Origin of the sequence: Lampropedia aestuarii, assembly GCF_004803635.1 — a bacterium.
Classification (GTDB): Bacteria; Pseudomonadota; Gammaproteobacteria; order Burkholderiales; family Burkholderiaceae_C; genus Lampropedia; species Lampropedia aestuarii.
Genome location: NZ_SSWX01000005.1, coordinates 95,221 through 108,765, shown reverse-complemented (window position 1 = coordinate 108,765; position 13,545 = coordinate 95,221). Strand labels below are relative to the sequence as shown.

12 protein-coding genes are annotated in these 13,545 nt (G+C 57.5%); 6 read left to right on the top strand and 6 right to left on the bottom strand.

Going from position 1 to position 13,545, the window contains the following annotated elements:
* Window positions 1-85: 85 nt before the first annotated feature.
* The 4 genes from E8K88_RS05315 to gatC form a co-directional block, all read right to left on the bottom strand.
* A complete protein-coding gene (locus E8K88_RS05315; RefSeq protein WP_136405618.1) occupies window positions 86-913 on the bottom strand; it encodes a methionine ABC transporter ATP-binding protein in 828 nt (275 codons plus the stop codon).
* Between the two features lie 223 nt (window positions 914-1,136).
* Complete coding sequence (gatB, locus tag E8K88_RS05310) at window positions 1,137-2,630, bottom strand: Asp-tRNA(Asn)/Glu-tRNA(Gln) amidotransferase subunit GatB (RefSeq protein WP_136405617.1); 1,494 nt, start codon at window positions 2,628-2,630, stop codon at window positions 1,137-1,139.
* A 23-nt stretch (window positions 2,631-2,653) separates the two neighbouring features.
* Window positions 2,654-4,147: an Asp-tRNA(Asn)/Glu-tRNA(Gln) amidotransferase subunit GatA gene (gatA, locus tag E8K88_RS05305; protein WP_136405616.1), complete on the bottom strand. Its 1,494-nt coding sequence runs from the start codon at window positions 4,145-4,147 to the stop codon at window positions 2,654-2,656.
* A gap of 134 nt (window positions 4,148-4,281) precedes the next feature.
* Window positions 4,282-4,581, bottom strand: coding sequence for an Asp-tRNA(Asn)/Glu-tRNA(Gln) amidotransferase subunit GatC (gene gatC, locus E8K88_RS05300; protein WP_136405615.1), 300 nt, complete (start codon window positions 4,579-4,581; stop codon window positions 4,282-4,284).
* A gap of 263 nt (window positions 4,582-4,844) precedes the next feature.
* On the opposite strand from gatC, the gene E8K88_RS05295 reads away from it, so the two are divergent.
* The 4 genes from E8K88_RS05295 (at window position 4,845) to mrdA (ending at window position 9,520) form a co-directional block, all read left to right on the top strand.
* Window positions 4,845-5,891 (top strand): rod shape-determining protein, encoded by a 1,047-nt coding sequence (locus E8K88_RS05295; RefSeq protein WP_136405614.1) that lies wholly within the window; start codon window positions 4,845-4,847, stop codon window positions 5,889-5,891.
* A gap of 116 nt (window positions 5,892-6,007) precedes the next feature.
* The gene (mreC, locus tag E8K88_RS05290) at window positions 6,008-6,964 is read left to right on the top strand and encodes a rod shape-determining protein MreC (RefSeq protein ID WP_136405613.1); all 957 of its coding nucleotides are present in this window, start codon (window positions 6,008-6,010) and stop codon (window positions 6,962-6,964) included.
* 8 nt (window positions 6,965-6,972) lie between these two features.
* Window positions 6,973-7,497 (top strand): rod shape-determining protein MreD, encoded by a 525-nt coding sequence (gene mreD / locus E8K88_RS05285; RefSeq protein WP_136405612.1) that lies wholly within the window; start codon window positions 6,973-6,975, stop codon window positions 7,495-7,497.
* Window positions 7,484-9,520 carry a penicillin-binding protein 2 gene (gene mrdA, locus E8K88_RS05280; protein WP_136405611.1) on the top strand — a complete coding sequence of 679 codons (2,037 nt, stop codon included), beginning with the start codon at window positions 7,484-7,486 and terminating at the stop codon, window positions 9,518-9,520. Before mreD ends, mrdA begins: the two co-directional genes overlap by 14 nt.
* Here mrdA and can read toward each other — a convergent pair.
* On the bottom strand, window positions 9,511-10,164 hold the full coding sequence (gene can, locus E8K88_RS05275; RefSeq protein ID WP_136405610.1) for a carbonate dehydratase: 654 nt from the start codon (window positions 10,162-10,164) through the stop codon (window positions 9,511-9,513). The two genes, mrdA and can, sit on opposite strands and share 10 nt — an antisense overlap.
* 173 nt (window positions 10,165-10,337) lie before the next feature.
* Window positions 10,338-11,519 (bottom strand): isovaleryl-CoA dehydrogenase, encoded by a 1,182-nt coding sequence (locus tag E8K88_RS05270; protein ID WP_136405609.1) that lies wholly within the window; start codon window positions 11,517-11,519, stop codon window positions 10,338-10,340.
* Between the two features lie 649 nt (window positions 11,520-12,168).
* Here E8K88_RS05270 and hpf point away from each other — a divergent pair.
* Window positions 12,169-12,504, top strand: coding sequence for a ribosome hibernation-promoting factor, HPF/YfiA family (hpf, locus tag E8K88_RS05265; RefSeq protein WP_136405608.1), 336 nt, complete (start codon window positions 12,169-12,171; stop codon window positions 12,502-12,504).
* A 212-nt stretch (window positions 12,505-12,716) separates the two neighbouring features.
* Window positions 12,717-13,196: a PTS sugar transporter subunit IIA gene (locus tag E8K88_RS05260; RefSeq protein WP_136405607.1), complete on the top strand. Its 480-nt coding sequence runs from the start codon at window positions 12,717-12,719 to the stop codon at window positions 13,194-13,196.
* Window positions 13,197-13,545 lie beyond the last annotated feature (349 nt).

Below are 13,545 nucleotides of genomic sequence, written 5' to 3'. Positions count from 1 at the left end.
ATTGGCCTGCCACCGCAGCAGCGGCCAAGCAAAAAATACCGCCAATACGCCAGCGCATCCCAGCGCAGGCGTTCGCTTGCCTGCATCAATGGCTGGCCTGTGGCGCCGCAGCCTGCTGCGCCTCCCACTCTTGCAAAATGTGCTGGCGCTGCTGCTCAACGGCCAGCTCTTTGCCCAGCACACTGCGGCGCGGTGTAGATGCATCAGCCACAGCAAATTCCTCCACCACTTCACCGGCTTCAACCACGGCCACGCGGTCACACAAGGCTTGCACCACCGACAACTCGTGTGTGACGATCACGATCGTCACACCCAGTTTCTGGTTGATCTCGCGCAGGGTTTGCAAGACCGTGCGGGTCGTGCCGGTATCCAGCGCCGAGGTCGGCTCATCGCACAGCATCACATGCGGGCGCGGCGCCAAGGCGCGTGCAATCGCCACGCGCTGCTTTTGCCCGCCCGACAATTGCGCCGGGTAACTGCCCGATTTTTCAGACAGGCCCACCAAGGCCAAACACTCGGCCACGCGCTGTGCAATCTCTTTCTTGCTGCGCTTGCCATGCAGGCTCAGCGGGAAGGCGACGTTCTCAAACACCGTGGCGTTTTGCATCAGATTGAACTGCTGAAAAATCATGCCAATGTTTTGCCGCGCCTGGCGCAGCTGGGATTTGGGCAAAGCCGTCAAGTCCTGGCCATCCACCACCACACTGCCGCTGTCGGGGCGCTCGAGCAAATTGATCAGGCGCAGCAGCGTCGATTTGCCTGCTCCGCTTTGGCCAATCAGGCCAAAAATAGAGCCAGCCGGGATGTGCAACGAGACGGATTTGACCGCATCAAAAGTGCGGCCATCGGGGAGGTCAAAGCGTTTGCTGACGGCGTCTAAAACAATCAAAGACGCGCTCTCAAGAGAATTCATGGCCAAGCCATTCCATAACAAAAAAATCCATGGCTTTGATTGAACCAGGAGCTTCAATCAAAGCGCCGACAAGCGGCTAATCCGAGAATTGCTGTTGCGTGCGCAGATGCAGCGCTAAGCCAATCACACGGCCATCAATGGGCAACCTCAACGAATCACCATCAAGCACATCAGGCAATTCATCCAGGCTGCAGACACCCATTCACTGACTAAGCGCGCACGCTTAACCCAACTTAGCCTTCAACAACGCATTGACCTGCGCCGGATTGGCCTTGCCTTTGCTGGCCTTCATCACCTGACCCACCAGCGCATTAAAGGCCTTGTCTTTACCCGCGCGGTATTGCTCGACGTTGGCGGCGTTGTTGGCCATCACCTCGTCGATGATGGCTTCCAGCGCGCCCGTGTCGTTCATTTGCTTGAGGCCTTTGGACTCGATGATCGCATCGACAGAAAGCTGACCAGCCACAGTAATTTCACCCAACGCGCTCTGGCCTGAAGCTGTTGGTGCATTCCACAAGGCTTCAAACACCTGCTTGGCGGCGTTGTTGCTGATGGTGTTGTCCACGATGCGGCCAATCAATGCAGCCAACGCAGCGGGTTGTACGGGCGCCGCTTCAATGCCTATTTCTTCGTTGTTCAAACGGCGCGAGACCTCGCCCATGATCCAGTTACTCACCAGCTTGGCCTGGCCAGAGGTTTTGGCCGCGTCTTCAAAGTACGCGCCCATTGCACGGCTTTGCGTGACGATGGTGGCGTCGTATTCTGGCAGGCTGTAGTCACGCACAAAACGCTCGGCCATTTGGCGTGGCAATTCAGGCATCTCGGCTTTGACTTGCTCAACCCATTCTGGCGCGATCACTAGTGGCGGCAGGTCCGGGTCGGGGAAGTAGCGGTAATCGGCGCTGTCTTCTTTTGTGCGCATGGCGCGGGTCTCGCCCGTATCGGGGTTGAACAGCACAGTGGCTTGCTGGATGTCGTAGCCGTCTTCGATTTGCTCGATCTGCCAACGGATCTCATAGTCGATCGCAATTTGCATATTGCGAAAGCTGTTGAGGTTTTTGATCTCGCGGCGGGTGCCCAGCGGCGCGCCAGGTTTGCGCACCGAGACGTTGGCGTCACAGCGGAAGTTGCCCTCTTGCATATTGCCGTCGCAAATGCCAATCCAGGTGACGATTTTGTGCAGTTCTTTGGCGTAAGCCACGGCCTCTTCGCTGGAGCGAATATCAGGCTCGGTGACAATCTCCAAGAGCGGCGTGCCAGCGCGGTTGAGGTCAATGCCGGACTCGCCGGGAAATTGGTCGTGCACGGACTTGCCCGCATCTTCTTCCAGGTGCGCGCGCACCAGGCGCACGGTTTTTTTCTCGTCGCCCAAGAAGAAGCTGACTTCACCGCCTTGCACGACCGGAATCTCAAACTGGCTGATCTGGTAGCCCTTGGGCAGGTCGGGGTAGAAGTAGTTTTTGCGCGCAAAAATGCTCACGGGCGCGACGTGGCTGCCCAATGCCAGACCCAGACGAATGGCGTGGGCCACTGCATGCTTGTTCATGACTGGCAAGGTGCCGGGCAAGGCGCAGTCCAGCGCGCTGGTGTGGGTGTTGGGCTCAGCGCCAAAACCGATGGCGGCGCGGCTGAAAATTTTGCTGTTGGTCGCCAATTGGGCGTGGGTTTCAAAGCCGATGACGACTTCGTAGCCGTTGATGAGTTTGGGTGCTGTCATATCAATCGAGAAAATCGGGGGCTTCAAAAACCAGCTGGGCGTTGCAGATGGAAGTCCGTGGCCTGCTGGAAGCGGTGTGCGACGTTCAGCAGCTTGGACTCTTGCAGGTAATTGCCAATGAGCTGCAGGCCCACCGGCATGCCGCCCGCGCCCAAGCCAACAGGCAGGCTCATGCCGGGCAAACCGGCCAATGAAGCAGGCAGCGTGAAGATGTCGGCCAGGTAGTTGGCGACCGGGTCATTGGCTTTCTCGCCAATGGCCCAAGCCACGCTAGGCGCCACTGGGCCGGCAATCACGTCACAGTCTTTGAACGCGTTTTGGAAGTCGTTGGCAATGATGCGGCGGATCTTCAGGGCTTTGAGGTAGTAGGCGTCGTAGTAGCCGTGCGAGAGCACGTAGGCGCCGACCATGATGCGGCGCTTGACCTCGTCACCAAAACCTTCGGTGCGGGTGTTGACGTACATTTCTTGCAGGTCGGCGTAGTCTTTGGCGCGATGGCCGAATTTCACGCCATCAAAACGGCTCAGGTTCGACGAGGCTTCGGCCGGCGCGATGATGTAGTAGACCGGGATCGACAACTCGGTGCGCGGCAAAGCCACAGGCACCAGCTTGGCGCCGAGTTTTTCGTATTCTTTCAAGGCCGCATCGATGGCCGTACGCACATCGGCGTCAATGCCCTCGCCAAAGAATTCGGCTGGCACGCCAATGCGCAAACCGTCGATGGACTCGTTCAATTGCAGGCTGAAGTCTTCTGCAGGCGTATTCAAACTGGTCGAGTCGCGCTCCGGATCAGGACCTGCCATGGCCGACAGCAACAGCGCGCAGTCTTCGGCGCTGCGGGCCATCGGGCCGGCCTGGTCCAGGCTGGAGGCAAACGCGATCATGCCGTAGCGGCTGACGCGGCCATAGGTCGGCTTGATGCCGGTGATACCGCAAAACGCCGCAGGCTGGCGGATCGAGCCGCCAGTGTCGGTGCCGGTCGCAGCAGGCGCCAAACCAGCAGCCACAGCGGCGGCGCTGCCTCCAGAAGAACCACCAGGCACGCGGCTGGCATCCCAAGGGTTGCGTACCGGTGCGGCCGCAGCGGCGCCCACAGGAGCAACGGCCGTGTTTTCATTGCCCGAACCCATCGCGAATTCGTCGCAGCTGACTTTACCCAGCGTGACCACGCCGGCATCGGCCAGTTTGCGCACCACGGTTGCATCAAACGGCGAGCGGTAGCCTTGCAGCATTTTCGACGCGGCAGTCGATGCAAAGTCCTTGGTGACAAAAATGTCTTTGTGCGCCAAAGGCAGACCTTCGAGCGCACCTGCCGTACCGGCGGCCAAACGCTGGTCTGCCGCTTGGGCTTGTGCCAAGGTGGCCGCCTCATCCAGTGCAAGGTAGGCCGCCAGCTCTGGGTGGGCCTTGCTGCGGTCTAAAAAGTGCTGCGCCACCTCAGTGGCCGAGACATCGCGCTGGCGCAGTGCAGTGGTCAACTCACGCACGCTTTGTTGGTGTAGGGGAGCTTGGCTCATAGTCAATTCGTGCCATCCGCCTGCGGGCACTGCCGTGCAGTGCCGGCCACAGGGGGCATGGCTTTAAAAACAAGTAAAAAGAGGTTTGGCCACAGGCTGTGGCAAAACAACGCATGACCAGCAGCAAGCGGGGCTTACTCGATCACCTTTGGTACTAAAAAATAACCATTTTCTGCCGCCGGGGCATTTTGCATATTGCCTGCGCGGTGGTTGCCGGTATCGGCCACATCGTCCTGCAGGCGCAGCGCAATCTCTTGCACCACCGAAACAGGGTGAAAAAGAGGCTCAACACCCGCCGTATCAACCGCATCCATTTGCTCAACAAGCTCAAAGAAGCTGTTGATTTTGCTTTGCATTGCAAGGCTTTGCGACTCGTCGAATGCCAACTTCGAGAGGTTGGCAATGCGCTGAATTTCTTCGAGAGATAAAGGCATGGTAAATTTTAATAATTCTGTGACAAATCAACAGGATGTAAATTTGTTTGGCAAGGCGCTGGAAATGCCCAGCGAAGGGCCAAAAGATTCGAGGGATGGAGTATTATCTGCCCTTTAATGCATTTTCAGAACATTTGAGGGCTTGTTCGGTCGCAGTCTAACCACTTTGCTGTTAGCCACCCATGCGCACCCACAGCCCTCTCTACGTATTTGCGCTCGCCAAGCCAGCCGCCCAGAGGTGCTGGTTGGCAAAGGATTTTTAAATGATCGGACCATTGCGTCGCTATTTTTCAACCGATCTGGCCATTGATTTGGGCACTGCCAATACCTTGATTTTTGCCCGTGGCAAAGGGGTTGTGCTGGATGAGCCATCGGTTGTTGCCATTCGCCACGGCGCAGGCGCCAACGGCAAAAAAATGATTCTGGCCGTTGGCGGTGAAGCCAAAGCCATGCTGGGCAAGGTGCCTGGTAATATCGAGGCAATTCGCCCCATGAAGGATGGCGTGATTGCCGACTTCGTCATCACCGAGCAGATGATCAAGCAGTTTATCCGCATGGTGCATCCGCGCTCGATGCTCGCTCCCCAGCCGCGCATTATCATTTGTGTTCCTTGCGGCTCGACGCCGGTTGAGCGCCGCGCCATCAAAGACGCCGCGCTCAAAGCGGGCGCCTCCAAAGTTTACTTGATTGAAGAGCCAATGGCTGCTGGCATCGGTGCAGGCTTACCTGTCTCTGAGGCGCGCGGCTCGATGGTGGTTGACATTGGCGGCGGCACCACTGAAGTCGGCGTCATTTCGCTTGGCGGCATGGTCTACAAAGGCAGCGTCCGTGTGGGCGGTGACAAATTTGACGAAGGCATTGTCAACTACATTCGCCGCAACTACGGCATGTTGATTGGTGAGCAAACCGCTGAAGCCATTAAAAAGAACATTGGCTCGGCCTTCCCAGGCGGCGAAGTGCTGGAGATGGAAGTCAAAGGCCGCAATCTGAGCGAAGGCGTGCCGCGCAGCTTCACGATCTCAAGCAACGAGGTGCTGGAAGCGCTGACCGAACCACTGAACCAAATTGTCTCGGCCGTGAAAACTGCGCTGGAGCAAACCCCGCCAGAGCTGGGGGCAGACATTGCCGAGCGCGGCATGATGCTGACCGGCGGCGGCGCACTGCTGCGCGATCTGGACCGCTTACTGGCCGAGGAAACTGGCCTGCCTGTGCTGGTCGCAGAAACACCACTGGCCTGTGTGGTGCGCGGCTGTGGCATGGCGCTCGATCGTTTGGACGACATGGCCAGCATCTTCACCCACGAGGGCTAAGCAGTGCGCGGGTGCGAAGCAACAAGACTCAAGGCTTGTTGCCAGCACGCCCCCAAAACACGCCCAGCCTGCCATACTGCCGTTTCTAGCACCCCATTTGCAGCCAAGGGCTACTGATGTTTGAGCGCAGCACGCCCCGCATCTTCTCCCAAGGACCTTCACAAGCGGCCAAGCTACTGGTGCTGAGCGCATTGGCCGTGCTGCTGATGGTGGTCGATGTGCGCTTTCAGGTCACTAGCCCCATACGCCAGACCGTTGCCACCGCGATATATCCGCTGCAATGGCTGATGTGGAAACCTGTACAAGCCTGGCAGACCGCGAGAGACTACACGCGCAATATGCAAGAGGCACAAAGTGCCGCCCATGATGCCGAGCGCCGTGCTGTCGAGATGGCCGAACGCATCAACCATGTGGGAGCGCTGGAGCGTGAGAACGACAATCTGCGCGCCATGCTGGGCTTGCGTGAGCGGCTGCCCACCAAGGCCTTGACCGCTGAGATTGCCTACGAAGCACCTGATCCTTATACCAACCGCCTGATCATCGACAAAGGCTTGACCGCAGGCGTGAGGCAAGGCGCGCCGGTACTCGACTCATTTGGTGTGCTGGGCCAAGTCACCCAGGCCTACCCGCTGTCGAGCGAGGTGCGGGTAGTCACCGACCGCGACCAAACTGTGCCTGTCATGAATTTGCGCACCGGGCTGCGCATGGTGGCATTTGGCGAGGCATCGAATCGCCCCGGCAATGGCATCGAGCTGCGCTTTGTGCCAGCCGGCTCGGATGTGCAAGAAGGCGATATGCTGATCACCAGTGGCATTGATGGCTACTACGCCCAAGGCGTGCCGGTCGCAGAAGTCACGTTTGTAGAAACCCACAACGATGCGCCCTTTATGCGCATTCTTGCCAAGCCCGTGGCCCAGGTGCACAGTGCCCGCTACGTGATGGTGCTAGATCCAGTTGGCATGCATGGCGAGTATGGCCCCGAACTCCCCGATGAACAGGCCGGTGCACAGCAGCGCTACGCCCCACCTTCGAGCACACCTGCCACTGAGGCGGCTTTGTCCAGAAGTCGATAATGGCCCGCATGCGACACCCCCAACATATTCTGCGCCCAGCCAAAGGCAGCTTTATTGCGATGAGCCTGCTGCTGGCCCTGTGCCTTGAGCTCTTGCCGCTTGGCCCCCTGTTTTGGCGCCCGGACGTCTTATTGGTCGTGCTGACATTCTGGGCCTTATACCAGCCCTCCCGCGTGGGCATCGTGATTGCGTTTATCCTAGGTCTGGCCATGGATGTGCATTCGGCCAGCTTGCTGGGCCAGCATGCGCTCGCTTATATTGTGGTGGTCAGCTGGGTGCAGGCCTCACGCAACCGGATTCTTTGGTACCAGACCGGCATCCAGCAAGGCGTTTTGCTGCTGGTGCCGTTTGCCATAGCCGCGGCGCTGCAAGCGATGACCGGCTGGATCTCCAGCCGTGAACTGCCGCATTTGTCCATTGTGGTGGCCGTACTGCTAGAGGCAGCCTTGTGGCCTTTTATTCGGCGCTTGCTGCTCGCGCCGCAAATGGGCATAGCCATAGACAACGAACGCGCAGGCAATGACAGATTTTGAAGAAGTCAAACACGACTCCAGCCGCTTTATGTTGCGTGTCTGGGTGGTGGCGCTGGCAGTTGCCTTGTGCCTGGCGCTGCTGGGCATTCGCGCTTATTACTTGCAGGTCATTCGCCATGACGATTTCATGCGGCGGGCCGAGAGCAACCGCACGGCGGTTGTGCCTATCGTGCCCTACCGCGGCAACATCGTCGATCGCAATGGCGTGCTGCTGGCCAGCAACTACTCGGCCTACACCTTGGAGATCTGGCCATCACGGGTGCGTGATCTGGAAGGCACGCTCAACGAGCTGGCTCAAATCATCGACATCCAACCCATTCACCGCAGGCGCTTTGCGCGCTTGCGCAGCGAAGCCGGTCCCTATGACTCGCTGCCTATTCGCACCCAGCTGACCGAGGAAGAAGTTGCGCGGTTTACCGCCCAAAGCTACCGTTTTCCTGGTGTGCAAATCGCAGCCCGCCTGTTTCGCTCTTATCCGATGGGCACAACCGCCAGCCACGTCGTCGGCTATATCGGGCGCATCAACCAGCGCGATGTGGAGCGCATCGAAGAGCGCGAGGAAGAGGCCAATTACCGCGGCTCGACCCATATCGGCAAAACCGGCATTGAAGACCGCTATGAGAGTGAGCTGCATGGCATCACCGGCGTTGAGGAGCTGGAGAAGTCATCGGCCGGGCGGCCGATTCGGGTCATGGACACCTCACCAGCGCGCTCAGGCAGCACCGTGGTGCTCTCGCTGGATGTGAAGCTGCAGCAATTGATAGAGCGCTTGTATGGCAATCGGCGCGGCGCGCTGGTCGCGATTGACCCGCAAAATGGCGAAATTCTGGCCATGGTCAGCATGCCGACTTACGATCCCAATCTGTTTGTCGAAGGCATCGACCAGGAAAACTGGCAGGCCCTGAACGAATCATTGGACCGCCCCTTGTTCAACCGCGCCTTGCGCGGCACCTACCCGCCTGGCTCGACGTACAAACCGTTCATGGCCTTGGCGGCACTAGAGACCGGCTCGCGCGGCGCCAACACCATTATTCAAGACAACGGCACCTGGACGCTGGCAGGTCACAATTACCGCAGCGGCCATGCGGTGGGCCCGACCGATATGCGCCGCAGCATTGAACGCTCCAGCAATGTTTACTATTACTCACTGGCTTATGAGATGGGCGTGGACAAAATCCACGACTTCATGAAGCCCTTGGGGTTTGGCCAAATCACTGGCATTGACCTCAATGGCGAAGGGCGCGGTATTTTGCCCAGCCGCGACTGGAAGCGCGAAGCCTTTAGCGATGCCCGCCGCAAAAACTGGATTCCTGGCGATACGGTCTCGCTGGGAATTGGCCAAGGCTACAACAGCTTCACGATGCTGCAACTGGCCAGTGCAGTCGCCACGCTGGCCAATGGCGGCACACGCTATACGCCCCACCTGGCCAAAGGCCGCTTGGATGCCATGCGCAATGAATTGCTGGGCATTCCGCAGCCAGCACCCGAGCCGCTAGGTTATAGCAAGGAAAACATCCAGGTCATCTTCGATGGCATGGAACGGGTCGCACAAACGGGCAGCTCCAGACGCATTTTTGGTAGCGCACCTTACCGCTCGGCGGGCAAAACCGGCACAGCTCAAGCGGCCACGGTGGGCCAGCGCGAGCGCTACAACGCCGCCAAACTGGCCGAATCGCAGCGTGACCATTCTTTGTATATTGCCTTCGCACCGGTAGAGAATCCACAAATCGCTATCGCTTTGATTGTGGAGAACGCCGGCTTTGGCGCCGCCGCCGCTGCCCCTATCGCCAGGCGCGTGATGGACTACTGGCTGACGGGCCAATACCCTAGCGAAGAAGATATTTTGGCCGTGCAAACCGGCAATGCGACAGGCGCGCCGATTGGTGTGCCACGGCGCGTCGAAGACATCAGCTTGCCAGCGGCGAGTCTGCCATTGTTTGGCCAGCAAGCCCATGCCGAAACCACCAACACGCCAAGTGAAGCACTTGGCGATTCAGATCGGCAGCCAGTGGCTCAGCGGTAACGCTCGCTGACCAGCGCCAGGGCCTTTTGGTAGGCCGGGCGCAAATTCTCCTGGTCCAGTACCGTCATCTCCAAATTGGTGATCAAGCCATTGGTCAGGTGGTAGCACCAACCGTGCAGAACCAGCTTCTCGCCAGCAGCCCACGCGTCTTTGACCACGGTGGTGTGGGCTACATTGAGCACCTGCTCAATCGCATTCAATTCACACAACGCGTCGTGGCGGCGGTTTTCATCTATCGCCTCCAAAATCGACCAGTGCTTGTCACGCACGTCCTTGACGTGGCGAATCCAGTTGTCGGCCAGGCCCACGCGGTGGTCTGTCAGGCCTGCGTACACTCCACCACAGCCGTAGTGGCCCACCACCATCAAATGCTCGACATGCAGCTGATCGACCGCATACTGAATGGTCGAGAGGCAGTTCAAATCAGTGGGCACCACCACGTTGGCGACGTTGCGGTGCACAAACACCTCCCCTGGATCCAATCCGGTGATCTGGTTGGCTGGGACACGGCTGTCAGAGCAGCCAATCCACATGTACTTGGGATGCTGCTGTTCTTGCAAACGAGTGAAAAAACCAGGGCGCTCACGCTCCATGCTGGCCGCCCACTGGCGGTTATTTTCAAACAGTTGTTTCAATGATGGCATGCTTGCTTTCGTAACTGTCAACGGAGCGTATTGTCGCACTGCAACACGGCATTTGCAGCGAGCCTGCACGCGCGCACCACACAAACCATCTGCTACAGAGCGCTAAAAAGCGTCTGCAGCAGTCAGTCGCTGGCAACTTTGCTGCGCGACAAATACTGGTATTCCCTACATCGTCACATGGTTTCTGCAAACAATTCTCGGCCAATCAGCATGCGACGGATTTCACTGGTACCGGCGCCAATCTCGTACAACTTGGCGTCGCGCCACAGGCGACCCAGCGGATATTCGTTAATATAGCCATTGCCGCCAAAAATTTGTACGCCGTCGCCAGCCATTTTGGTCGCTTGCTCGGCACACCACAGAATCACGGACGCACAGTCCTTGCGCACCTGGCGCACATGGTCCGCGCCCAGCACATCCAAGTTCTTGCCAATCGTATACAGAAAGGCGCGGCCCGCTTGCAGGACCGTGTACATATCGGCCACCTTGCCTTGGATCAGCTGGAATTCACCAATGCTTTGGCCAAACTGCTTGCGGTCGTGGATGTAGGGCACGACATTGTCCATCACAGCCTGCATGATGCCGATCGGGCCAGCAGCCAGCACTGCACGCTCATAATCCAAGCCGCTCATCAGCACCTTGGCGCCCTGATTCAAGCCACCCAGAATATGGCTCTCTGGGACCTCGACGTTTTGGAACACCATCTCGCCGGTGTGGCTGCCGCGCATGCCCAGCTTGTCTAGTTTTTGCGCAGTCGAAAAGCCTTTCATGCCTTTTTCAACGATGAAGGCGGTCACGCCGCGTGCGCCCAGCTCAGGCTCGGTTTTGGCATACACCACCATGGTGTCCGCATCTGGCCCATTGGTGATCCACATCTTATTGCCGTTGAGCAGGTAGTAACCACCCTTGTCTTCGGCCTTGAGTTTCATGCTGATGACATCAGAGCCTGCGCCTGGCTCACTCATGGCCAATGCGCCGACATGCTCGCCAGAAATCAGTTTGGGCAGGTATTTTTGCTTTTGCGCTTCAGTGCCATTGCGCTTGATCTGATTGACGCACAAATTGCTGTGCGCGCCATAGGACAGGCCTACCGAGGCCGAGGCACGGGAGATTTCCTCCATCGCAATCATGTGTGCCAAATAGCCCATATTGGCGCCACCATAGGCCTCCGGCACAGTAATACCGAGCACCCCCAATGCCCCCATTTTCTGCCACAGGTGCATAGGAAACTGGTCGCTGCGGTCAATCTCAGCGGCCAAGGGCGCAATTTCTGCCTGGGCAAAGTCACGCACTGCATCACGCAGAGCATCAATATCCTCACCCAATTGGTAGTTCAGGCCTGGCAAATTCGTCATGGTGGTCTCCTCTAATAAGGCTCAGATCGCAACGCGACAGGGATGGCAGCCAAAGCAGCATTGGCTTTGGCACAAATCGTTGTACAGCCATGCAAACCGCATCAGGCTGGAGCCAATACGCGCCGTTGCATGCGCCAAAGTATTGTGCATGGGCTTTGGCAAAGAGAGGTAGTCAGCAGCAGCAATTGGCAGAATCTGCAACCTTGTTAGCGCAGTCAGCCTCGGGGGCTTGAGGAGCTGGTTCATCAGCTCCGCGCAATCGTGCAAGGCACAAGAAAGAGCGCAGCGATTGGCCAAGCCCAACAGGCCCGCACCGAAACAGGTGCAGCACCAGAGCCTCCCACTAGCACAGTAAAAAGGCAGCACCATGACCATTTGACATTCTGACGCACTTTACTGCGCCAGCCAATACAAGCGCATAAAACCCGACTTAAACTGGGCTTGCTTGCGCAAACAGCGCCAAACGCGCATAGTGTGCGAACGGACTTTGGTATTGACAAGCGCATTCACTCCACAAGCATTTGTCGGTTATCGCTTGCAATAGCGGGTCTGTGGGTAAGGCGCAGTGCCACTGACTGTTTGAGGACCGCTAGGCCATTGGGCTGGCAGACACTGCGTCAGATTTGGTAAATGAGAAGGAGCATGCTTTATGAATCTGACCATTAGCGGACATCACCTGGAAGTCACCCCTGCACTCAGGGAATTTGTGACCAACAAACTAGCCCGTGCTATCAAGCGCTTTGACCAAGTCATTGATGTCCGTGTCCTGCTATCGCTGGAGAATGCCAAAGAGAAAGAAGGCCGTCAAAGTGCCGAGACGACCGTCCTGCTCAAAGGAGGCGACCTGCATGTAAAATCGACCCACGAAGACTTGTATGCAGCCATCGATGATATGGTCGACAAGCTGGACCGTCAGGTCGTGCGCTTTAAAGACAAATTGAAAGAGCACGACCATCAAGCGCACAAAAAAACCCTCTCTGTATGATCTATGGTGCGAACTGCGCGCAGGTGCAGCCACTGGCCTAAAGGCTAGCTGACTCCTTTAAGCGGTTCGCCCCCTGAGCGGCATGCCATTTGGCTTCACGCCCAAATGGCATTTTTTCTGCCTAACCGATAGCGGTTGGGTCATACCTCCGAGGGGAATATTTACAATTTTTTATTGTCCTGCGCTCATGCATGCATAATATGAGCCCACTTATGAACCGTTTAGCATCCATTCTTCCCCCCGAGCGCGTATTGGTGAACGTAGAGGTCACCAGTAAGAAGCGTGCATTTGAAGAAGCAGGTCTGCTGTTTGAGAACCTGCATGGTCTCTCTCGCGCCGTCGTAACAGATAGTTTGTTTGCGCGGGAGCGATTGGGCTCTACCGGATTGGGGCACCGTGTCTCTATCCCACATGGCCGCATCAAAGGTTTGCGTGCGCCAATGGCGGCTATTTTTCAATTGGCCACCCCCATTGGCTTCGATGCCCCCGATGATCTGCCTGTCAGCTTGATGATTTTTTTGCTGGTGCCTGAGGCGGCCACAGAAAAGCATTTGGAAATACTGTCTGAAATTGCCGAATTGCTCAGCAACGTCGACCTGCGTGATGCGATGATTGCCTCAGACAATGCACTGCAATTGCACGAGTTGGTCACCAAGTGGCACTCCTCGCAAGCCCAATTGCAAGAGCACTGAGAATCCTCACGCCTGTGGCCTGTGTATACGCAGCCGCTATGCGTTACGCGCCAGACAAACGGGGGCACTAAACGCCCCTGTTAATTCACACCAGCCCTAAGAGCCTTTCAAAGGCTCCACGCAGACCGCGTTGGAGCCCAAAAGGATTCGATGCGCGGCAAAAACCGCAGTCGGGCTATCTGCCCAGCGAGGATTTTTAACAAAGCAGCGTGCCTTTTGGGCTCCAACCCGAAGGGCAAGGCACAAAAAAGCGCATTACTGCGTTGCCCGTTTTGCTCATACAGACGTATGAGCTGCAACTGGCGTCTTGTACTGCCTCTTTTTTGTGCCTTGGGCGACTGCGTCGAGA